General features: G+C 43.9%; 24 protein-coding genes and 1 pseudogene. 5 read left to right on the top strand and 20 right to left on the bottom strand.

Annotation, left to right across the window (positions count from 1 at the left end; all coding sequences use genetic code 11):
• Positions 1-126 precede the first annotated feature (126 nt).
• Positions 127-1065, bottom strand: a complete 939-nt coding sequence (locus ACE3MQ_RS13025; protein WP_379393216.1) for an aldo/keto reductase family protein — start codon at positions 1063-1065, stop codon at positions 127-129.
• Positions 1066-1225: 160 nt separating this feature from the next.
• On the opposite strand from ACE3MQ_RS13025, the gene ACE3MQ_RS13020 reads away from it, so the two are divergent.
• Together ACE3MQ_RS13020 and ACE3MQ_RS13015 are read left to right on the top strand one after the other, a co-directional pair.
• Complete coding sequence (locus ACE3MQ_RS13020; protein ID WP_379393214.1) at positions 1226-1570, top strand: winged helix-turn-helix transcriptional regulator; 345 nt, start codon at positions 1226-1228, stop codon at positions 1568-1570.
• A gap of 227 nt (positions 1571-1797) precedes the next feature.
• Complete coding sequence (locus ACE3MQ_RS13015; RefSeq protein WP_379393212.1) at positions 1798-2142, top strand: hypothetical protein; 345 nt, start codon at positions 1798-1800, stop codon at positions 2140-2142.
• A 108-nt stretch (positions 2143-2250) separates the two neighbouring features.
• On the opposite strand, the gene ACE3MQ_RS13010 is transcribed toward ACE3MQ_RS13015, so the two are convergent.
• Positions 2251-2415, bottom strand: coding sequence for a hypothetical protein (locus tag ACE3MQ_RS13010; RefSeq protein ID WP_379393210.1), 165 nt, complete (start codon positions 2413-2415; stop codon positions 2251-2253).
• A 214-nt stretch (positions 2416-2629) separates the two neighbouring features.
• Entirely contained in the window at positions 2630-3550 is a 921-nt protein-coding gene (locus tag ACE3MQ_RS13005) for a VOC family protein (RefSeq protein ID WP_379393208.1), read from the bottom strand.
• Between the two features lie 386 nt (positions 3551-3936).
• On the opposite strand from ACE3MQ_RS13005, the gene ACE3MQ_RS13000 reads away from it, so the two are divergent.
• Complete coding sequence (locus ACE3MQ_RS13000; protein ID WP_379393206.1) at positions 3937-5277, top strand: lytic polysaccharide monooxygenase; 1341 nt, start codon at positions 3937-3939, stop codon at positions 5275-5277.
• A gap of 321 nt (positions 5278-5598) precedes the next feature.
• Here ACE3MQ_RS13000 and ACE3MQ_RS12995 read toward each other — a convergent pair whose 3' ends face one another.
• The 9 genes from ACE3MQ_RS12995 to ACE3MQ_RS12955 form a co-directional block, all read right to left on the bottom strand.
• On the bottom strand, positions 5599-6159 hold the full coding sequence (locus ACE3MQ_RS12995; RefSeq protein ID WP_379393204.1) for a TetR/AcrR family transcriptional regulator: 561 nt from the start codon (positions 6157-6159) through the stop codon (positions 5599-5601).
• Positions 6160-6184: 25 nt separating this feature from the next.
• Positions 6185-6574 (bottom strand): DUF5360 family protein, encoded by a 390-nt coding sequence (locus tag ACE3MQ_RS12990; protein WP_379393202.1) that lies wholly within the window; start codon positions 6572-6574, stop codon positions 6185-6187.
• Between the two features lie 1122 nt (positions 6575-7696).
• Positions 7697-8686: a M15 family metallopeptidase gene (locus ACE3MQ_RS12985; RefSeq protein ID WP_379393200.1), complete on the bottom strand. Its 990-nt coding sequence runs from the start codon at positions 8684-8686 to the stop codon at positions 7697-7699.
• A 305-nt stretch (positions 8687-8991) separates the two neighbouring features.
• Positions 8992-9642: a beta-phosphoglucomutase gene (pgmB, locus tag ACE3MQ_RS12980; RefSeq protein WP_379393198.1), complete on the bottom strand. Its 651-nt coding sequence runs from the start codon at positions 9640-9642 to the stop codon at positions 8992-8994.
• A complete protein-coding gene (locus ACE3MQ_RS12975) occupies positions 9636-11294 on the bottom strand; it encodes a glycoside hydrolase family 3 protein (RefSeq protein WP_379393196.1) in 1659 nt (552 codons plus the stop codon). The genes pgmB and ACE3MQ_RS12975 overlap by 7 nt, the downstream gene beginning before the upstream one ends.
• Before the next feature lie 8 nt (positions 11295-11302).
• Complete coding sequence (locus ACE3MQ_RS12970) at positions 11303-12664, bottom strand: MFS transporter (protein ID WP_379393193.1); 1362 nt, start codon at positions 12662-12664, stop codon at positions 11303-11305.
• 233 nt (positions 12665-12897) lie between these two features.
• Positions 12898-14700: a GH39 family glycosyl hydrolase gene (locus ACE3MQ_RS12965; RefSeq protein WP_379393191.1), complete on the bottom strand. Its 1803-nt coding sequence runs from the start codon at positions 14698-14700 to the stop codon at positions 12898-12900.
• On the bottom strand, positions 14697-15386 hold the full coding sequence (locus ACE3MQ_RS12960; protein ID WP_379393189.1) for an AraC family ligand binding domain-containing protein: 690 nt from the start codon (positions 15384-15386) through the stop codon (positions 14697-14699). The genes ACE3MQ_RS12965 and ACE3MQ_RS12960 overlap by 4 nt, the downstream gene beginning before the upstream one ends.
• 183 nt (positions 15387-15569) lie before the next feature.
• On the bottom strand, positions 15570-16430 hold the full coding sequence (locus ACE3MQ_RS12955) for a LysR family transcriptional regulator (protein WP_379393187.1): 861 nt from the start codon (positions 16428-16430) through the stop codon (positions 15570-15572).
• A gap of 130 nt (positions 16431-16560) precedes the next feature.
• Between ACE3MQ_RS12955 and ACE3MQ_RS12950 the strand changes: the two genes are divergently transcribed.
• Positions 16561-17550, top strand: a complete 990-nt coding sequence (locus tag ACE3MQ_RS12950) for a zinc-binding dehydrogenase (protein WP_379393185.1) — start codon at positions 16561-16563, stop codon at positions 17548-17550.
• Between the two features lie 171 nt (positions 17551-17721).
• Here ACE3MQ_RS12950 and ACE3MQ_RS12945 read toward each other — a convergent pair whose 3' ends face one another.
• From ACE3MQ_RS12945 to ACE3MQ_RS12925, 5 genes are all read right to left on the bottom strand, one after another.
• Positions 17722-18084, bottom strand: a complete 363-nt coding sequence (locus ACE3MQ_RS12945; RefSeq protein WP_379393183.1) for a hypothetical protein — start codon at positions 18082-18084, stop codon at positions 17722-17724.
• 477 nt (positions 18085-18561) lie between these two features.
• On the bottom strand, positions 18562-18636 hold the full coding sequence (locus ACE3MQ_RS12940) for a hypothetical protein (RefSeq protein WP_379394050.1): 75 nt from the start codon (positions 18634-18636) through the stop codon (positions 18562-18564).
• A complete protein-coding gene (locus ACE3MQ_RS12935) occupies positions 18615-19052 on the bottom strand; it encodes a TerD family protein (RefSeq protein ID WP_379394048.1) in 438 nt (145 codons plus the stop codon). Before ACE3MQ_RS12935 ends, ACE3MQ_RS12940 begins: the two co-directional genes overlap by 22 nt.
• Positions 18941-19198 carry a TerD family protein gene (locus tag ACE3MQ_RS12930; protein WP_379393181.1) on the bottom strand — a complete coding sequence of 86 codons (258 nt, stop codon included), beginning with the start codon at positions 19196-19198 and terminating at the stop codon, positions 18941-18943. The genes ACE3MQ_RS12935 and ACE3MQ_RS12930 overlap by 112 nt, the downstream gene beginning before the upstream one ends.
• A 216-nt stretch (positions 19199-19414) precedes the next feature.
• Positions 19415-19498, bottom strand: coding sequence for a putative holin-like toxin (locus ACE3MQ_RS12925; protein WP_379394046.1), 84 nt, complete (start codon positions 19496-19498; stop codon positions 19415-19417).
• A 149-nt stretch (positions 19499-19647) separates the two neighbouring features.
• Between ACE3MQ_RS12925 and ACE3MQ_RS12920 the strand changes: the two genes are divergently transcribed.
• Positions 19648-19920 (top strand): recombinase family protein, encoded by a 273-nt coding sequence (locus ACE3MQ_RS12920; protein ID WP_379393179.1) that lies wholly within the window; start codon positions 19648-19650, stop codon positions 19918-19920.
• Between the two features lie 84 nt (positions 19921-20004).
• Here the strand turns inward: ACE3MQ_RS12920 and ACE3MQ_RS27405 are convergent.
• The 3 genes and pseudogenes from ACE3MQ_RS27405 to ACE3MQ_RS12895 form a co-directional block, all read right to left on the bottom strand.
• Positions 20005-20834: pseudogene (locus ACE3MQ_RS27405) on the bottom strand (transposase); the annotation flags it as partial.
• A 62-nt stretch (positions 20835-20896) separates the two neighbouring features.
• Entirely contained in the window at positions 20897-21094 is a 198-nt protein-coding gene (locus ACE3MQ_RS12900; protein WP_379393177.1) for a hypothetical protein, read from the bottom strand.
• Positions 21095-21184: 90 nt separating this feature from the next.
• Positions 21185-22051: a MurR/RpiR family transcriptional regulator gene (locus ACE3MQ_RS12895; RefSeq protein ID WP_379393175.1), complete on the bottom strand. Its 867-nt coding sequence runs from the start codon at positions 22049-22051 to the stop codon at positions 21185-21187.
• Positions 22052-22106: the final 55 nt, after the last annotated feature.

The raw sequence follows: 22106 nt of genomic DNA, 5'->3' as shown, positions 1-22106 counted from the left end.
GAGGCACCCTGATGGCGTATATGATACCAGAAATTATATATCCCTGCCTCAAAAAAAGGCCGCCTCAAAGCGATTCGCTTTTGAGTGCGGCCTCTCTCTTTATGAAACGGGGGCGTCGGACGCTTCCTATTTCAAAATTTCTTCAATACGGTTCAGAACATCTTCGCTGAGATCGATGCCCGACGCTTTGGCATTTTCCGTGACCTGCTCCGGACGGCTGGCGCCGACGAGCGCGCTCGCTACGTTCTCTTGACTCAGAATCCAAGCCAGCGCAAGGTTGCCTACGGTAATTCCCAATTCCGCTGCAATCGTTTCAAGCTGCTGAACCTTGGCAATCTTCTCTTCCGTAATTCCTTTGCGCATCCAATCGAGCTTAGCCGCGCGGCTGTCCTGCGGGATGTCGGTAGCGGACGTATATTTGCCGGTCAGCAAGCCTTGTGCAAGTGGAGAGAAGACGACTTGCCCGATGCCTGAACGTTCGCAGAGCGGAATGACCTCCTTTTCGATATAACGGTTGAACATATTGTAAACAGGCTGGTTGACGACAATACGATCTAGTAGATAACGGTCGGCAACGCCAAGCGCTTCCGCGATTTGGGAAGCTTGCCACTCGCTGACGCCAGCATATAACACTTTGCCTTGGCGAATCAGATCGTCAATAGCGCGCAGCGTTTCATGCAGCGGCGTTTCCGGATCATGGCGATGGCAGTAGAAAATATCAACGTAATCGTGGCCAAGGCGCTTCAGGCTGGCGTTGGCCTGTTCGACGATATGCTTGCGCGACAATCCGCGGTCGTTCGGGCCTTCGCCCATGGGCCAGAACGCTTTCGTAGCAAGCACGTAGGATTCACGCGGATAAGCCTTCAAAGCTTTCCCAACTAGCTCTTCCGCAGCTCCCTTCTCATAAACATTGGCTGTATCGAAAAAGTTAATCCCCAGGTCGTAAGCGGCTTTAATGGAATTTACCGCATTCTCGCGTTCCACGTAACCTCCATATGTAAGCCAGCTCCCCAAACTGATTTCACTTACTTTAAGTCCGCTTCCGCCTAATCTTCTATATCTCATCTTATAGGCCTCCTTAATAAATATTGTAACCCTTTCCAATCTCTCTTTTCATTCTATATAATCTCATATACAATTTGAAGAAGTGAAATGTTTTTCACTTAATTATATGCAGTATAGATACTATATAAAATATAGTAATGATATATCGGAGGGATGTCTAATGACAACAACCAAAAAAGCTAGCAGCTATATTCCAAAGACGCCTGAACATATTGAATGCAACATCGAAAAAACATTGGACGTTCTGGGTGGCAAATGGGCGTTTCTTGTCATCAGGGAGCTGTTCTGCGGCACTCTCCGGTTCGGGGAGCTGCAGCGGAAAATTCCTAGCATAAGTCCTCGCGCATTGACCAGTACGCTCCGGCATCTGGAAGAGAAGGGGGTACTGGAGAGGAATGCATTCCCAACGGTGCCCGTGACGGTCGAATATTCGCTGACTCCGAAGGGGCAGGATCTGCACGTCATATGCCACGAAATGAAGCTGTGGGCGGCCCGCTGGACTTAGGATGCCTGTTCTGTTTTTACCCGCCTAAGCCATCAGCCTCGGCATCTAACCCCGCAGCAGAGATTTCTCACCATCGATAATAGACGTTTGTGCCCGTAATATGTGCCGATCGGTCACTGAGCAGGAACGAAATAAGCTCCGCTACCTGCCGTGGAGTAAATGGCTTCGAAAACTCCAGAATACAGTAAGAATAATAAACTTGTTACCTAGCTGAAGGAGATCTCTTAATGAAACAAGCATTAAATATTATCCCTGATAAGTGGAAACGAAATGGGATTGTAACTATAGGCGGCATACTACTTGGGGCAGGACTTGCCGATTGCCTATTCGCCATGAATCAATTAGATTTAAATCAAACCGCTAGAGGACTAACCATCTTTAGTGCCGGCCTCACCATCCTAGTCATCATGGATAACTCCAAAACGCAAAAGAACACCGAGAAAATCCAAAAAGAAACCCAATTTCGATTAGAAAAAGTAGAGGAAAAGCTAAATACAATTCATCAATCTCAACAAATGACTGAAGAACAACTTCATGAAATAAAAGAACTTCTGAAAAAATTAAATTCGTAGAAATTGTGTTATTCCAGGTGAAAAACAAAAAACACCATCCTCCTGGGGATGATGTTTTTTGTTTGGTGACTCCAACCTTTGCCTGAATCGGTCGCTTTTCTCCACTCATTACATCAGATCAGACTTTTTCAACAATTGCTGCAGCATGACAGTTACTTCTGCTCTTCTGATGTTTGCCTTCGCCGCAATGGTAGCATCCACTTCTACCTGCGACGATTCCCGCCAGGATGCAAGCCGCCACGTTACTTTGAGCCCATGCATCATTTTGATCATATGGCCGTCTAACTCACCTATCAATACATCGGAATGTTTGTTGGCCATGATCGTTACAACGGAGCGCTCACCACCCAGTTTCAACAGCTCAAAGAGCTTGATCGGATCGAAGGTTATGGTGAGGCGAACCGTGGCTGTTCAATTCCACAATTCGCCGCCGCTACATTATTGCACAGAGGAATTATTATGTGATATTTTTTGGGGCTAAATCACATTATCTTTTGTATGCTTCCTGTAATTCCGCAAGATCAAATTTCTTCATTTCAAGAAATGCTTTTGTTACGGAAGAAATCTGCTCCGGTGTACCCTTGCTCATCATCTCGTCCATCTCTCTCGGCACGATCTGCCAGGACACACCATACTTATCTTTCAGCCAACCGCATTGCTCGGCTTCAGGAACCGCAGAGAGCTTTTCCCAGTAGTAGTCAATTTCATCTTGTGTGTCGCAATACACCATGAATGAAACTGCCTCGTTGAAACTGAACCCATGCTCGTGCGCGCTGTCCATTGCGGTAAACCACTGATTTTCAAGCATGAATTCAGCGAACATGATCGTCCCTTCTTTGTCGGGCTCCATACCTTTGGGGTAGCGAGCAGTATGTCCCTGCTTTGAGTTTTTAAATACGGACAAGTAAAAATGAATCGCCTCTTCCGTTTTACCGCATATATCACCGACAAACAACATCGACGGTATTATCGTAGGGCGTACTTCGCCTTCTGGGTTGGTAAGAATTAACTGCCACGTCAAACCATACTTGTCCTGAATCCAGCCGTATCTCTCACTGAACGGATACTTATCGAGCGGCATTAACGCTGTGCCACCCTCAGATAATTTGTTCCAAACCTCATTAATTCTCTCTCCCGCATCTTTATCTCGAGATGGGTCAAAATTAACCATGAAAGACACAGACGGATTGATTTTAAAATAGGATCCTGCGCTAATCGCCATGAACTTTTGACCCCATATTTCAAAAGAAACTAGATCGCTATCGCCAGATGGTGTGTTATGTAATGTGGTTACATTCGTAATTTTTGAGTCCGGGAATAAGGAAGCGTAAAACTCTGCTGCTTCTTTTGCCTCTTTGTCGTACCATAAATGCGGAACGATTTTTTGATCTGTTAAACGAATTGACATGATTCAACAGCCCCTTTGTGGAGGAATTTTGACACCCTATATTGTTATATACCGCAAATGAGCCGTTCAAACACGGTTTAGGAATAATTCAATTTACAACTGCCGGTCATTCTGAAATAGAGCAGTGAATATAACAAAGAAATTATGACCTTTTAGACATCCCCCATTATCCAATATCAACGTTTATTTTACTACCTACGTCACAATAACCTCTTATTCACCAACACAATCATTTATTACCCAAAACATTAGTTATATATGTTCGCTTATTGAGCATACATATTGACCTGGAAGGAGGTAAGGAAGCATGTCGTAATGCAATCAAGGTACGAATGATCGTTTGGTTCTTAGTGCATAGTTTATCAAAAGAAGGAGGAGTTTTTTTGATGTCAGCCCTAATTTTTCCTAATTCTAGACTTATTAAGAAGGTTTTGGCCGGCGGTCTATTGATGACGCTCGCTTTTATGGCTCTATTCTTATTCGAATCCAAAGCATCCGCTCACGGATATGTAAGTAATCCTTCCAGCCGTGCAGATTTATGTGCAAAAGGAGTCAATAAGAATTGTGGACTTATTATTTATGAGCCGTATAGCTTAGAAGCAGCAAAAGGATTCCCGGCAGCAGGTCCAGCCGATGGTAAAATCGCAAGTGCTAACGGCTTGTTCGCTCCACTAGATCAGCAATCCGAAACTCGTTGGACAAAAGTAAACATTTCACCTGGACCAACGACCTTTGACTGGAAGTTAAAAGTGCCTCATTCGACAGCTAGCTGGAAATACTACATTACCAAGCAGGATTGGAACCCGAATGCACCATTAACTCGTGCATCCTTCGACTTAACTCCATTCTGTAATGTACCGTATAAAGGCATGCCGTCAAATACTTATTCCGACACTTGTAACGTACCGAGCAGAACGGGATATCAAGTCATTCTCGCTGTTTGGGAAGTTGCGGACACAGGAAATGCATTCTATAACGTTATAGATGTTAACTTCTCCGGTGGTGGAAATCCAGATACAACACCGCCAACTGCTCCTACAGGAGCAACCGCTTCCAATGTTGCAACCACTAGTGCAACAATTTCTTGGAATGCTGCTACAGATAATGTAGGCGTTACGAATTATCGTATTTTTAACGGTTCAGCTCAAATCGCTTCCACAAGTTCACTGAATTACAATCTAACAGGCTTAACACCTAATACAACCTATAACATTACCGTTAAAGCAGTAGATGCTGCTGGGAACATATCACCGGCTAGCAATTCTGTATCCTTCACTACAAAAGCTGTAGAAGGTCCTGATACTCAGGCTCCTTCCGCTCCTACAAGCTTACATGTGATGGGTACAACTACATCTACTACAGTTCCTTTAATGTGGAATGCTTCAACGGACAATGTGGGTGTAACAGGCTATCAAGTGTTCCAAGGCTCGACATTAGTCGCTACAGTTTCTGGTTCAACGCTTGAATACAGCGTTACTGGTTTGTCGCCAAATACGGCTTACTCCTTTACTGTAAAGGCTGTTGATGCCGCTGGTAATGTATCCGCTGCTAGCAATATTGTCAATGTAACTACTACTAGCGCACCTGTCACATACCCAGCCTGGGATGCATCCACTGTTTATGTTGGTGGCGACAAAGTCACCTATAACGGTGTAAACTATGAAGCTAAATGGTGGACTTTAGGCGAAACTCCGGGTAAAGCCGATGTTTGGAAAGTGATTCCTTAATATTCTGAATTCTAAAAAAATGACTACAGAATATTTCTGTAGTCATTTTTTTGTCTTTAGTTATGATCCATACGATTCACATATTCTCGCAGTTCTATTCTTTTAATCTTGTCGAATGAAGTCTTTGGCTGATCATTTACAAAATCAATTTTACGCAACAGCCTATAGCTATGCTTATGAATATGGTGAATGAGAATGGCTTTAGCATTTGCCAAGCGTTATTTCTTATCCTGACCGGTCACGCCGCAGGCTTTCTACAGGTTTAGCTGCAGCTTTGACGTAGCTGTAGGCAGGCCGCTCTTGCTTCTATGGGGGATCTCTTTACTCCTTTAGAGCTATTCCATGAAGCAAAAGCTCCACCATTTGATCCAATACTTGTTCCAATGGCACTTGTGCTGCTCTGCGATCATACCGATTTTCCATTAACTGATATAAACAGCCGATATACATTTGAATAAACAAATCCAGATTGAATGTTCGTAGAACACCTTCTTGGACTGCTTGTTCCACCAACACCTGAACTTGATTCCATCCAAGCGTTACAAGCTTATCAATCTCAGCCCATTGCTTCGGATATCTCTGTTTGAACTCCTTTAGGAGACGTATGTCAGACAGCATAAACCATTCTGGAAGATTAACAAGCGTCTTTTTTAATTTCCCAAGATTCGTTAGCCTTGTATCCTTCATAATGGAAGCTTCCGAATTTTTCATTTCAAGGATTGAATTTGTAACGATTTCATCAATGATTTGCTCCTTAGAGTCAAAACACTGGTAAATGGTTTTGGTGCTGACTCCTAAACGTGCCGCTAAATCCCTCATCGTAAACCTCAGCCCGCTCTCGATGATTTCCTCCTTTGCAGCCTCCATAACACGTTGTTTCATTCTTAGCTCCCCTTTATTTCGCGCATTATAAGATTGATCTGATCAGCTTCGGTAAGAAAATAAGTGGATAGACAATCAGAAACGAATTTGGAAACCACCACCAAATATCAAAATCTCCCCTTATCGCCCAAAAGGAGATTGCTTGCAGCCCGGCACAAAACGTTAAACTTAGGGAAACAATACTAAGCGGCAGCCAAGTTTTGCTCTTTTTCCGAAAAAGAGCGATGCTTAGTAAGCCGGTAATGGAAACCATTAAATCCAATGGAATAAACGAAAGATTCCATGCCACCATAATTGGATTATCATAATCCTTATACAGAAACTCACTTGGAAGCAAACCCATTAATACAATCAGCCAATAAGCCAAAAATCCAATATCCGTGATCAGCATAGACAACCTCAGTGATTTCCCCATAATTCCCTCCAAAATGTGTTTGTCAGGAAAACAAATAACCCATTATGTTTTCTTTGTTTTACATTGTACTACTTTCTCGCTTTGGGTTCAACTGAATTGCTATTTGTATTCGAAGATGAATAGGATGATTGAGATTTTGGGCGAGTCGCTCATTCGAAAGATACTAGAAAGACAATAACTCGGGGATTGTTAGGAATACAGAAGGAAGGATTATTCTAGGGAAGAGAGGCATTTCAGTGTCTCTCTTTTTTCTTTTGTAGCTGATTTCTATCTATATTCATTGGAGTTCATTCATAGAGGGATTAACCACCCTCTCTTCTCTATTCATCCAATGCTATAGAATGGAAATATATCGAATTTCAAGCAAGTGATCTTCGCAATATGAATGTGTTTGATAATAAGATTCTTGTCGTAGGTGATAATGGAGCTGTGACTGATGCCAGTATCACCACTCAAACGCATGCTCAATTTCAAATCATCGAATCAATTTCATAATGCTTGTTGTGACCATATTGAGTGCTATATATTATTTTGTAATTCAAGCTGTGAGGTTAGTAACGGAAGTGAACATCAGCTTGAGGGAAGTCGCCAAACAATTGGGCATTCGAAGTAAGACTCAGGTAGAGAATGGGATGAAAAAGTATCAGGCAGGAGCAATATTGGAGGCATCAGAGGTTTGACGAGGAAAACCAAGGACAAGGTTCGCCAGTATGGAAGAAGAAATGGCATATCTAAAGGCGGATTCGAATACCTAAAAAAGCAGTATCCAAATATTCACGGGGAGTGACAAGTAAAAAGAGTCGGAATTAAATCGTAAGCTTTAAGCATCTAGAATCACCTTTCAATAATACCGACTGTACGACTTGTCCATAAGCACCATAAACAAAAAAAATAGACCGCCCATCGTAAGGTACCCGGCCTATTGTACTGACGGTCTGTAAGTATCGGTTCTTCTTTATACTTATTATAACCTCCATGCTTTATTCATGCACCCAATCCAAAGAGGATTTAACACTTTGACGATACGCTTCAAGTAGTGTTTAAAAAAGAGAGAGCTTCTAAAGCTCTCTATAGGCTGACTGCATCATGCATCATCCCTTGAGTGGAGTAGTGCCCTCCTAGCTACTCGACATCAAAATCAAAATACTCATTAGGAAATGGCTCGACCTTTAACGTATAATGCCACCATTCCTTGCTATACGACTTAAAATTGTGCTTGTTCATAACCTTCTTAAGAAGCTGCCTGTTTGCAGCTTGTTCTTGAGTAATTTGTTCGGTATTAAAGTTGGAAATAACATCCAGCATATCGACTGGGCTTCCCATATCTAGCTCTTCCCCTGTATCCGCATAAGCGAGTGTCACATCCACGGTGCTTCCCCGGGAATGTCCGGATCGTTTGGACAAGTATCCTTTTTGAAACAAGGTGCTTTTCTCTTCACGGGGGTAAAAGCTTTCTTTCATCAATAAGTCTTCTTCATCAAGCGACCAGCGGATAAAATGATTAACAGCTTTCTGAGGCCGATATGCATCATAGAAAACTAATATAAGTTCCTGTTGCTCTAATTCATCACTAATCGCCTGCAGAGCAAGAGCCGCCTTTTCTGTAGCGATCGCTAGCGGAGCCAGATAGCCGTCAATCGGCATGCCTACAAAATTTTTCTCACCACTATAACCCATAACTTGCTGCGCAGACGGAATATATTCATCCAAATAAACAAACCCTTGAGGCAAATGTCCTTTTTTCTCCAGTCCTCCTGTAGTTAGCTGCTCAGAAGTGTTATTGGGGAGATTTGAGTCTGTTGAGTCTGTTGAGTCTGTTGAGTCTGTTGAATCTGTTGGTTCTGTTGAGTCTGTTGAGTTCGTTGAGTTTGTTAGCGTTGCTTGATCTATTGTCACTTCATTAGTCTGCAAGTTGGAATCAGCTTCATTAACTGAATTTGTACTTGTAGTTGACGAACAAGCAGTCAGTAGCATGAACATAATAGCTACAAATATAAGAATGGTACCTTTCACTTGTTGCATCCCTCTTTCTAACTGTTCCATGCTGTTGACGATGCTCATAATCAGTACGGCAGCCTGACTGGAAAATAGGCAGCCTAAGCTCGATACCAAAAATAAACTTCTCCTATTATATCATTCAACTACTAGTGGCTGAACTATTTAAGGTAAATTGACATGATTACATCACAATCCGGCCTAAAATGGTGGGTGAACATAAAAAAACACCCTCTCGGGTGTCTTTTTGTGTATGCTCTATATGGAGACGAGGGGAGTCGAACCCCTGTCCGAAGGCAACGACAAAGGTGGGCGCTTCGCGGTGGGTGTAGTCACGGTTTTGATGTCACCTAACGAAAATATAAAAAGAGATGACCCCTATCAAGGAAGTCATCTTTTTCATTAAGTTTTCTTCTATGAATCTATCCCAAATCTTGCAAACGCAGACCCAGCAAGCTCTCCACCACATAGTTCGCGTGTGACAGAATGATTCGATCGCCTACACCGACCGAATACATACCGGCGCTATTGATTGCCTCCACTCCGGCTGCGGCATCTTCAATGCCGATACAGGTGTTGGGAGAGAGCTGCAGCATCTTTGCCGCGGTCTGGAAGATCTCAGGATCCGGCTTTCCGCTACGAATCTTCCCTGGATCAACAATCACATCGAAATAATGGAGAAGCCCTAACTTATCCAATATAAATGGTGCATTGTGGCTGGCCGAGGCCAAGCCCGTTCGAATCCCGCCCTGTCTAAGCCCTTGCAGTAGAGCCTCCACACCCGGAAGGATGTCCTTGGGAGCAATTGAATCGATCAATTGCCGATAGTATCCGTTCTTTCGAACGGCCAGCTCTAGTTTCTCATCCATTGTATATGAGCTTGCCTTATCCCCTGATTCCAATATCTTCTCCAAGGACTCCATTCGGGAAATACCCTTCAGATGCTCATTGAACTCCCGGCTCACTGGGATTCCCAATTCCTCGCCGAGTTGCTTCCAGGCCAGAAAGTGAAATTCCGCCGTATCCGTGATCACCCCGTCAAGATCAAATATAACCCCTTTAATCTCTAGCATCTTGTATCGAACATCCCGCAGAATGCATCTACCGGACTAACCCCTTTGAATTCACTCTCGCCAACCAGCTTCTTAACGACCATTTCTATATTTTTGGCTACATTACTGTAAGCATTGATATAGGTCGGAATCCGCGGCGCATCGTATAGATGATACGGATTGCCGAACGAGATCATAATCACCGGGAGATCCTTCACGAACCAAGGCATATATTGCCCTGCGGGCATGCCCCACTCAATTCGGTTCGAGGTCTGATTGCTCTTGACCTGATAGTCGCAAGCGTAAATAACCAGATCGTATTTGGCTCTCAAATCTGCTACTTTACCAAAGATAAGGCTGAGATTCATCTTCTTTGTATCGTACAATGTAACCTGGAAGCCCTTCATTTCAAGCTCTTTGGCTAAAATATCGCCGCTCTTGTCCTCATTTCCAAGCGGGATCAGCAATATTTTGTGATAGGTTTCTGCGTTAATAGGTAGAATTCTATCGTTGTCCTTCACCAGTGTAATTGATTGATCGAAGACCTGATCCACTAGGTGTGCGGATGGCGGCAGCTCAATCTCAGCGATCATCTTCGTATTTATGCTCTCCTTCATGCCCAGAATACGGACTAATGCTTCATTTAATCGGTCATTCGAAATTACACCGCGCATAACCGCTTGCAGAACGGCTGAATAATCCTCCTCCAGATCCATCGTGAACAGCAGCATATCACAGCCTGCATTTATCGAATGAACCACCGTCTCTTGCCTTGTGGCGAAGCTATTAAATCCACACATACCCGAAGCGTCTGTAATGATTAAACCATTAAATCCCAAACGTTCCCGCAATAGACCATTCAATAAATGCTTGGATAATGTTGCGGGCAGCAATTCCTGGTCCTTAATCTCTGGATGAACCATTCTCTCATAGGCAGGGAGGAGAATGTGACCGGCCATCACGCAAGGAACTCCCTGGTCTATAAGCTCCTTATAGACTGATCCATAGCTCTCCTCCCACTCCTTGAAGGAGAGACTATTTACAGAAGCGAGGACGTGGTGATCGCGATCATCCACGCCGTCACCAGGGAAATGTTTGATCACTGGTAGGATGCCGTTATCCATGAACCCTTTAGAAAAGCTCACAGCCATCTCCTTCACATGCCCTGCTTCTTCCCCGAATGCACGTGTTCCGGTTATCGGATTCAAGCAATGATAGTTAAGATCCACTACAGGAGCGAAGGCCATATTTGCACCAAGTGCACGGCTTTGCTTCCCAATATCGCTGGCAGCAAGGTTAACTAGCTGCGGGTCATTTGTAGCGGAGAGCTGCATCAGACTCCCATAGCTGACTCCGTCTTCTACCAGACCGTTTACCCCATTCTCCAGATTCGCGGAAATGAACGGGACAATTCGGCTGTTGGCCTTAATCAGATCAATAATCTCCGTGGCTTTCACCCGAGGGGTCGGCCGCAGCATCATTCCGCCCGGCTGTATATTCTTTACGATTTGCAGCACACTTTCATCGCTCATGAACTGCCCATAATATGCTAGAAAGAATAATTGCCCTACCTTGTCCTGCAATGACATCTGTTCAATCTGATCCGCAACCTTCTTCCGCTGCTCTTCGGATAGACAGTATGGTCTCTCCTTCAAAATATCTGTATTAATCATTGTCTTTCTCACGCTCCTTCATTTTGCTTTCTGCTCTCTAAGTCAGCCAAAATCTCGTTATACATCCTGGAGTTCATCTTATATCCCATATATACTAGAGCTCCTAAAATACAACCGGCTGTAGGCACCCACACCATGACTTGATGAAGGGCACGCAAGGTCTGTGCACTTTGCTCGGCACCCGATACATAACCGATACCCGAAAGTACCCAACCAGCGATCGCTGCCGAGAGACCACTAGCAAGCTTGGAACTGATCGTGTTCGTAGAGAAAATAATGCTCTCCATTCGGATGCCTGTCTTCCACTCCCCATACTCAACTGCTGAAGCTACCATGTTCGTAATAATCAAGGAATAGATCCCCATAGCCGCATTCGAGAGTCCATCGAGAAGAACATAGAAGGTGGAGACATCCGTGCTGACGATATAAGCAAATGACAGTACGGCATGCACAATGATAATAAATAGCATCACTTTCTTATCGCCAAATTTCTTGATCAGCTTCGGTGCGAATGCCACCAGCAACAGAGTAGCCGGTAGTGAGATCATCGAAGCATACGAGCCCAGAATATCGTTACCCAAGGTATATTTGTAGAAATAAATCGCAATGCTTCCTTTGAGCGCAACCAGGATATAGATACACAGTTTACCTAGAATGACGGATATCAACGGTGTATTAGCAAGAAGCGACTTGACCATGTCCTTGCCCTTCATTTGAGTGCCCTCCGCTCTCGCAGCAACGTCCTCCGAATTTCGGTTCATGAAAGTCAAAGCTTGTGCGAGCAAGAGACCTAACACTGTAAAAATCACACCAAGGATGATACTTATTAGGAAGAAGCCTTTTGAGTAATCGTTATTGCCCAACAATTTGATTAACGGCATTTGTGCCATACCAAGACCAAACGCAGCGATCATTATCATAAATTTACTAGTTGTCAGCAGCTTCATCCTCTTATCTTCTTCCTTCGTAATCGAAGGAACCATGGACCAGAAGGAAATATCGAAGAACGCATACGCCGTCCAGAAAAGAATAGTAATCACGTAAACATATACTAGATGGGCACCGTGAGATAAGGATGGATTAAAGAACAATGCCACGAACAGTATGCTAATGATGGGCGGAATCACCGTGATATATGGCCTATATTTTCCCCATCTTGTATTCGTCTTCTCGATAATGACGGCAATAATGGGGTCGGCAATTAATCCATAAATCCTGACAACCAATAGAAGTGTTCCAATTGTTGCAGCAGAGAATCCGGCAGCCTCCGTGAAGTAAAAGAGAAAACCTGTAGACATCAGTGCATATACCAGGTTTTGACCCAAGCCACCAAGCGCGAATCGTCTGTTCACTTTTTTGAAATCTAGCATAATGTAACCCCTTTCTTCTTATAGTTAAATCTTAGTTTTTTGGGTAGCACCGCGCTAACCGGTTTTTGACCTAACCCTTGTCGATTGTTGTCATCGGCCATCTTTTCGGGGCAAAACCTCCGTATTATTGCACAAACCCTTCCTGATTTTTATTTTGTCTTACCAATAACAAAGAAACGCATGCCCAGCTCCCCAAAATCAGGAAGCCAGGCATGCGCATTAAGACAGGAATATTATATTGTTTTATCCATCTTGAGAAATACGATTTCGTGAGGCTCGAGACTAAGCTCGAAGACGAAATCACCCTGAATTCTCTCCTTCTGAATCGTCATCCGTGGAACGGAAATACTCTTTAAATAATTCACATACTCAGGATTCATCTCTGCTCCGCCGGAATTGACCCATGCATCATAGGCAGAGCCATAAGTCCGGTTCACTTGCTGCTTCGTGATCGTATATGAACCGTACAGATTCTGCAATGTAAGCTTGAGGCGCTTATCCGCTTCCTCCGCAAACACGCCGTACCTATTTTTCAAAGATATATGTGATGTATTAAAGCTCTTGTACAGCTCATCATATTCCTGGTAATTATGCATCAGGATTTGATAGTTATCCTCATCATCTTTCGTTACAATCACATGTTCATCGCGGTAAACAAGCGTATTGCCCAACTGATTCAGATAAGCTATCGCATAATAGCTAGGCTTTCGGATACCTTCAACCGTCACTAACCCGAATCCTCCATGGAAAGTGTCCAGGGATAACAGTTGCTCGTCGAAAATATCCGATAAAGTCCAGAACCCCATTACATCAACATAACCCACGGAGTTAATTACATTCTTGACGATAAAAGAAGCCATGAACACCGTATCGTGCAGAAGATCTCGCGGATCGGAGGAAGAGTTCCATTCCGTAATAATCGTTCTTCCCTGATTTACGTTAGGCGCTGCGTGAACGAGCCGATGTATCTCCTTCACAGTCGATACGATGTAATTGGAGTCAGCGTAGGAGTACAACCCCTTTCGACTCGCCGTCCATAAGTTGAAGTAGGTTGCTTCCAGATTCCATTCGATCGGGTAAATGTGGTAAGTGAAGCTATCGAGGATAATGTCATTCTCCTCCATATACTTCAGGGCTTTACTCGTCCATTCGGTATTCACTACAGACCAGCTTGTGCCGCTGAAGCCGCTCACCTTCAATTTGCTGTCTACTTTTTTGATAGCCTGATAGGTCTCCTTGAAGAAATGCAAATACTCATCCTGTGTCCCATGCCAATAAAATCCTTCAAGGTCAGGCTCATTCCAGATCTCAAAATCCCATGTTCGGATAACCGTCTGTCCATAACGATTGATTAAGTGGCGGATAAATTGCCCGACGAGCCGGGTCCAATCATGGATATCCTTCGCTTGAGACGTATTGGCCTCCCAACGATACATCGTCTGCTTCCCACTCGCCAGAGCATTTGGCATGAACCCCAGCTCAATAAAAGGAATGATCCGATGCTCAGTGAAGAAGTCAAATATTTTATCGATATATCTGAAATTGTAAGCTTTAACGCCATTCTCATCATGGTAGACCATTAAATCATCCGAGAAAATGCCATGGAATCGTACACGGTTCAATCCAGCTTCCTTACATGCCTGGGCCAACTGACTTTGCATGTCGGCATCCAGCAATTCCTTCGCTCTCCCGACGCCGATCATTCGGGTAATCGAGGAATCATACGGCGCAAGACTACTGGATGTATCAATGATTCTCTCCTCGTAGCTGGAGGAGTGGAAGGATTCACTCGTAAACCGATCCTCTTCATGCTCCGGTCTGAATAACTCGCTCAGCGAATCCTCTTTCATCAGATTGATATAATTGTACAGGGAGTGAGTTATATCCTCTTCCTTAATCGCTGGTTCCTGTTTATTTAGGCTTCGATACTGATTGGGCGCCATCCCAAAATGCTTCTTGAACCTGTCATTGAACGAGCTGATCGAATTGAAGCCTCTGGAAAAGATGATATCACTAATCTTCCGGTCAGTAATCACAAGATCAGAGCATACAAGCTGCAGCCGGTACTCAAAATATAAGTCATCATATTGATGCCAAAGCTCTTCTTGAACAGCTTCGACAGATAAGCCGGGCTCATATTGAACTCCCTTGCGGTATCTTCCAAAGTTAGTGTCTCAGCGATATTATTGTTGATATACAAGAGAATATCCATGATCTTTCTATCCAGGGAGAGAATGCCCTCTTGCTTCTGCTTCTCTCGCGAAAAGCGCTGCTCAATCAAATTCAATATTTCAAGAATTTTCATCTTGCGAAGAATATGTGTATTCCTCTTCTTCTTAATGTCCAAGAGTGCTAATTCCGATAAATATCTCTTCAAAAGAGCAGTGTCATTCGCTGTCGTCTGATGGGCAATTCCGAAGGTCAACGAATCGAAGCATTCCATCTCGCTGCGTAGGAAATCTTCACGAATTTGTAGAGCGTAGACGATATTTTGACTTGTCAGCGATTGGATGGAGTGGCGGTAACAGCTATTAACAATAGCGATCTCCCCTTCGCTGAGCATCATCTCCTGCTTCTCTACCTCCAGCTTGATCGAGCCTCTGATGATAAAAATAATCTCTATAAAATCATGCCAGTGATAGGGTACAACCTTCACCTGGTGCATGAGTAATCTATAAGGAACCGTGTAATTCTGCGGTAACACAATACTCTCATATTGCAAATATATCCCTCCCGGATAACGAAGTTGATCCAACAGCTTCTACAGCTTCTATTCTGGAGGCCAATCCAGTTCACAGGCGAAGCGTCGCGAGATGAATCCACAATTCACCGCCGAGTCATGCTAAGATCGTTAGATGATATGGTCTAGCACAAACACTAGGCGCTATCAATCGTTGCGGGTTAATTATGATTGCTTAGTTTCAATTAATTGTACTAATTTTAACAACGCACTAGAGTAAATCGAGTCATGTCTATGCACAAACCATACCTGCAAATCTCGGTAATCTTCAGGCAAGCGGTGGGAAGCAATTATGCCCTGCTCTTCCGCTTTGGCAATCGATGATCGTGGCAGCATAGACACACCGAGCCCCGCAGAAACTCCATCTAGAATAACTGCTAATGTGCCAAATTCCATAATCTGATATGTGGTCAGGCCAGTTCCTCTAAGAAAACTCTCCGCTTTTGCCCGATGCGTACATCCAACATCGAAAAACAGCATCGGCTTCGAAAGCAACTCATGCATGTCGCCTTTTCCCGGCTCCGAGATCAGAACCAGCTCCTCTTCAAAAGCCGCGACATGATCTATATCTGGATAGTCAATTGGTCCATAGACAAAAGCTCCATCAAGCTCGTATTCCAACACCTTTTGCAAGAGAGTATGTGTCACACCCGTAATGAGCGATAAATTAACATCCGGATATCGTAATCGATATTCGGCCAATAGTGGAGTCAGGTGAATGACCGCAGTCGATTCAATAGAACCTATCCGAAGAGGCCCTGCAGGATGGTCCGAGTATTGTGTAGATTTCACAGCCTCGTCCATCAGAGTCAGTATTTTATCCGCATATTCCAGCAAATTCTCGCCTGCCGGAGTTAGCATCATCCCTCGATTGGATCGCCGAAAAAGGGGGATTTTCAACTGAGCCTCAAGATACTGAATCCGGGTCGTCACATTAGACTGTACATAGTTCAACATTTGCGCAGCCTTCGTTATGCTCCCCTCGCGAGCTACAGCTTGAAATATTCTTAAATCTCCGCTTTCCATTTCAATGTCACCTACTTGGTATGATCTTTTATGATACTCACATTCGATTTTGTTCATTTTACTGTATGATTGCCACTCTGTACAATTCAAAATAGATTCAACGAAATACGAATATACTGGAGGAATTAGGATGAAAGCAATCGTACATGCTGGAATGAATGGCTTGAAGGGTTTAACATATGAAGACGTTATTGACAAACAGCCGGGCTTCGGCGAAGTAAAAGTAAGGCTGAAAACCGCAGGGTTGAATCATCGAGACTTATTTCTCATGGCGGATCGAACAAGCGAGGATGCTCCCCTGATTATGGGTTCTGACGGCGCGGGTAGAATTGAAGCGGTAGGTGAAGGCGTAACAAACCTAACAATAGGCACCGATGTAATCATTAATCCGTGTATCGGATGGGAAATTACTGAAAATGTCCCAACCGTTCCAGCCATAGTAGGTGGTCCTTCGGACGGTACATTCGCCGAGTCTATCATCATCCCTGCACAAAATGCCGTCAGCAAACCAGCATACTTATCTTGGGAAGAAGCTGGAGTGTTGCCCTTGTCTGCTTTGACGGCCTATCGGGCTTTGTTCACGAGAGGTCGCTTACAGCAAGGCCAACATATCCTTATTCCAGGTATTGGTGGCGGTGTGGCAACTTATGCCATGCTTATGGCTTCAGCGGCGGGTGCACGAGTCAGTGTCACATCACGCAGTGAAACAAAAAGGCAAGCCGCTCTTTCACATGGGGCAGATCATGCCTTTGACAGTCATAGTGATTGGAAGGAAAGTATGAAAGGAGAAAAAGTGGATCTCATCCTGGATAGTATCGGGCCAGCGACGTTCCAACAGTATTTTGATATCATTAAACCAAATGGCCGTATCGTGACGTTTGGAGCAAGCTCAGGAGATCGAATGGAAATAGCAGTAAGATCCATATTTTACCCCCAAATCAGTATCATTGGTACCTCAATGGGAAGTAGTGAAGAGTTTACTGCTATGCTTCAATTTATGGAACTCCACTCGATACGCCCTATCATTGATAGTGTGTATCCTTTACAAGAAGCCCTTCAAGCCTTTCAGCGAATGCAACAGGGGGAGCAATCTGGGAATATTGGAATAAAAATAGATTGAGGCACATGGTCGGAATTGACTTGCTCTTCGTTTCCCTACAAATAGCAAAAATCCTCAACCTCATCCGGTTGAGGATTTACATGGTGGAGGCGAGGGGAGTCGAACCCTGTCCGAAGATAACGACAAAGGTGGGCGCTTCGCGGTGGTTGTAGTCTCGGTTTTGATGTCACCCTATAGTGAAAAATCGGTAAAGCCCTTCTTATATGCATATTTAAGCGTATATGTTTCTTCTTTTCCATAGGGCATTGTAGCAATTTTGATACGAGTGTAATCAAGCCTGCTCTCTCTTAAAACTCTTTTCACCAAGGCAATACTCCGTTCTTCTTCCGTAACAACACAAAATATATTAAGAGCATACTTTTTCGGGTCGGAAATGCATTTCCCCATATCTGATCCATCAACATAGCCTAAGTTAGTATCTGCTAGAGAGATCTCTAAGTATTCCATTACTTTATCTCTTAACCAGTGGTCACGTTGACTGCCTTTAGCACTTTTAAGTGGATATTGTACCACTAACCAGAATTTTTTACTCATTGAGGATTCACCCGCCAATCTCATTTTCACTAGAAAATTTCTCCGTAAGTCTCATAATTCCTTCTTGTTTTGAGCATCAGTCCTGTTTCCCTTTTTCGGAGTCATTCCAAAAAATACGTTATTGTTGCTCACTAAATTTCCTCAAACTTATAGGAGCAGGATTTGCCGATTGCCTGATTGCCATGAATTCACTTGACTTAAATCAAATCGCTAGAGGGTTAACGATCTTTAGTGCAGGTCTGACCATCTTAGTTGTCATGGATAACTCCAAAACTGTAAAAACCCGCTCAATGAGCGGGTTCTATGTATGGAGGCGAACCGTGGCTGTGCAAAACCACAATTCGCCGGAATGTGATGCTGAAATTGTTTGAGGAAGTTGCGTAATCAATCTGTCTACACGTCTGCTCCTAACATAACATAGCCTGACTTAACGATTGTTTCCCGTTAGCAGAATGGCAATGTGAAGAAGGTGTATGATCACCGGATAATCCTTTTCTCTGTCGCATCCTTGATCCACTTCGGAAATTCATTCAGGAGTTGGTCATACAGCACTTCATCGTAGATTGGGTCATTTTCTTCTTTTCCAATGTGTACGCCACAATTTTCTTACGCAAGTCTATTTTGGACAATACGATCTCTTCCGCGACTGCTACAGCTTCGACAATCTCTTCCGCCTGCTCGACCACAAGCCCATAATTCGTGCACAGCGCAGCCAAACCCCCATAGAATCCACTGCCAATGGCATTAAACTTCCATTCCTCGTTATATCGATACAACTCACCCACGACAATCGCTGTTTCTTTTGACAGATCATTCCCATATTCAAAACGAAATAATTCTTCTCCCGTAATCGTATCTACAAGCCGTAAATAAAAGTCTGACGCATACTTATCGTATGCCCATGCTCGTCCCCAGCATGAATAGTCACAGAAAAGGCTACTTTTGCAACGCTTTTCGGCAGTTTCGATAGATGCAGCTCAATAGTCTCTTGGTCCCCTTGAGTAGTTGCACTATGTGCAACTGCACCATAACGATCAAAGGGATTCCCGTAAAAAATAAAATCTTCATCCCGCTCGCATCGACTTTTCTTTGATAATAAGAAAACATGCTGCATTTGAAAACGATAAAGTAACTGGATGGGATTATACAGATAATAATTTTTTGATTGAATAATCCCAGCATTGAGGACTAAAACTGGGTATGATAAGATAAGAATAGAAATAAGGACGGATGGCAGTCCGTCCCCAGCACAACATCTTGAGTGGGGATTCCCTCCAGGGTAATGCTTGTCCTGAGAAGTAACCCACGGTTTGCCAACCTTAAGAGTGGGTTACTTCTTTTTTCGGTCGATATAGGTCAGTAACGCAATGATAAACCCTGCGAATACGATCACATCGGAAAAAGAGAAGTTCATATGGACTCACCTCCTTTCCGGAGGAAGCCCCACCCACTCAAGGTGTGTTGTACATTCCAAATTATAGCATACAAGCTCCGATATTTCGGGGCTTTTCATTTTGCCCCTAAACCGTACAATCCTATTAAGTACAATATGGGAGGTCTACCATGAAAGCAGCAATATACATCCGTGTTAGTACAGAGCGGCAGGAGGAAGGTTTCTCCCTAGAGGCACAGCATGACATTCTAATGGAGCTGCTGGAGAAGAAGGGCATGGAGCTATACAGGGTTTATTCGGATCCTGGTATCAGCGGTAAGACGATGAAGAAGCGTCCGGGCATCCAGCAGATGTTAACAGATAGGAAGGCCGGGAGATTTGAAGCTATACTTGTCCATAAGCTTGCTCCGTCCAGTCCAAAGGATAAATTGAAAAGTTGCTAACAAATGAGTATCCTTTACCGTACCCATCGTAATCCCTCCTATATTTGTTCCAATACTTCATTGTGACCAGCCGTTTAACTGTTCCTTGAGGCTTACGGTGATTTCCCGGTCTCCCTGGGCTTTCGTACATGTTTTTTTGAGCGGACAACCTTCGCAGCTTTCGCTTCGATAGAGCCGCTTCCGTATTTCATATCCACTTTCCGTCGTTTCCTTTTGTTCATAGCGAAACCGAAGCTTTCGCCCAGCGGTACACGTCCATATATCTTCCGCTTCGTCGTACTGCCAGTTATCCAGCTTGCTGATCCTGTTGCCACTTCTTCGATTTTTCCTTATGGTATGTACTGTATTTCACCAACGTTTCCAGCTCTTCGCTTTCCAAATAAGCGTAATTTTCTTCACCGCCGTATCCTGCATCCGCAATGACCGTTTTCGGCAGTTTTCCCAGTGCAGTTTTGACCTTCTCCTGGAGCTTCGCTTTGTGCTTGACGACCGCTTTGCCCCAGACGAACGTATAGCGGTTGGCATTCGCTTCGATCTTTGGTGCCGTCCACAAAGTAATGTTCCAATTTGACGTAATTCTCCTGGGCAAGAAACTGAAGCACGCTCGTGAAGATCTTCTCCAGTACGTCTTTCATACGCTCGGAACGAAAGCGATTGATGGTGCGGAAATCTGGACGCTGTCTCTCGGCAATCCACATGAACATGACATTTTCGCGAACGGCTTTGGCGATCTGACGAGAAGAGTAGCTCCGTTGTGTGTAAGCGTAGACGATGACTTTAGTGAGCATCTTGGGATGGTAGCTGTCTCGACCGCCGGGAACGTCCAAACGGTTAATGGCTTCATTGACGACGCGAACCAGATGGTGTTGAGGGATATCTTCCTCCAAATCCATTGGCAGATAGAGTTGGTCCATGGTATATTGAATGTAGAAAAGAAACCGTTCCTTTCGTAAATGGTTTGGGTCGCACCTCCATTTTACCAAAGAACGGTTCCTTTGCGTCTAAAGAAGTAAGGAATCTGTACGGCGTAGCGGAGAGAACGAATCGATTCCGGACAAGCGTCAGCGCTCGCCTTTGCCCACACATTTCGTCCTTGCTCAGAACCATTCCAAGAAATGTGGGGGCAACAGCGATGGGAGGAACGATTCGTACATGGAGCGTCTTCTAACAGCAAGAAGGGGGCCTCCCGCAAGATCTAAGATCTTTTGGGACAGCCCCTTCTCATTTTATCGACTAATTATAATTGAAATTAATGATTTAATCATTAATACAGTTTCTCAGAGATTGATTTTGCCGTTATCTCGCGGTATTTCAGAGCTTCATCCTTTATTTTTAAAGAAACCCCGACATTCAAAATATCAATAACAGCTAGCTGGGATATCTTTGCAGCAAGTGAGCTACCTTGTAATGGATTTTCTCTAGCAACCATTAACAGCTCGATATCTGCCAGTTTGGTTATAGGGGAACGCGCATTACTGGTAATAACGACTATTTTGGCGCCTGCTTTCTTGGCTAGGCTTAAGTTCTCCAGCGTATCTTTGGTGCTTCCCGAAATGGATATCCCAACAGCTACATCTCCTGGATGCATTAATGCAGCTGTCATGGCCTGAAAGTGCGTATCTGTCTTAGCGAAGCTTTGCTTGCCAATCCTGGAGAAGCTATGCGCGGCCTGTAACGCCGTCAATCCTGAAGATCCTACTCCAAAAAAGTGAATATGATTAGCTGCAGTCAATAGATCAATGGTCTTCTCCAACTGATCTGAACTAATAAGTTCCGAAGTTTGTTCCAGCGTCTCAATATGCATAGATATAACCTTACGGTTTAAAGTCGCTGCATCATCCTCTTCAGTAACTTCATTATACAAGCGGTCGGAAGGCTTAACCAAATCTTGTGCCAGAGATAATTTAAAATCCTGAAAACCATGGAATTTCAGTTTCCGGCAGAAGCGAATTACCGTCGTCTCACCGACGTCCGCTCTCTCTGCAAGTTCGGTCACCGAATGATAAATAATATCCTGAGCGTTTTCCAGAATAAAATTTGCAACTTTTTGTTCTGTTTTGGTTAATCCATTAAAATGACTTCTAATGGACAACAATGTCTTTCCCATTCCCTGCTCGTTAGACAAATCCATTCTCCTTTCAGGTTGCCTAACAAATAATGATACTTTAGACTAACCTATATTTATG

The sequence above is a fragment of the Paenibacillus lentus genome, assembly GCF_042714055.1.
Taxonomy (GTDB): Bacteria; Bacillota; Bacilli; order Paenibacillales; family Paenibacillaceae; genus Fontibacillus; species Fontibacillus lentus_A.
The sequence above is the reverse complement of the archived record's forward strand: the minus strand, read 5'-3'. Positions and strand labels throughout refer to the sequence as shown.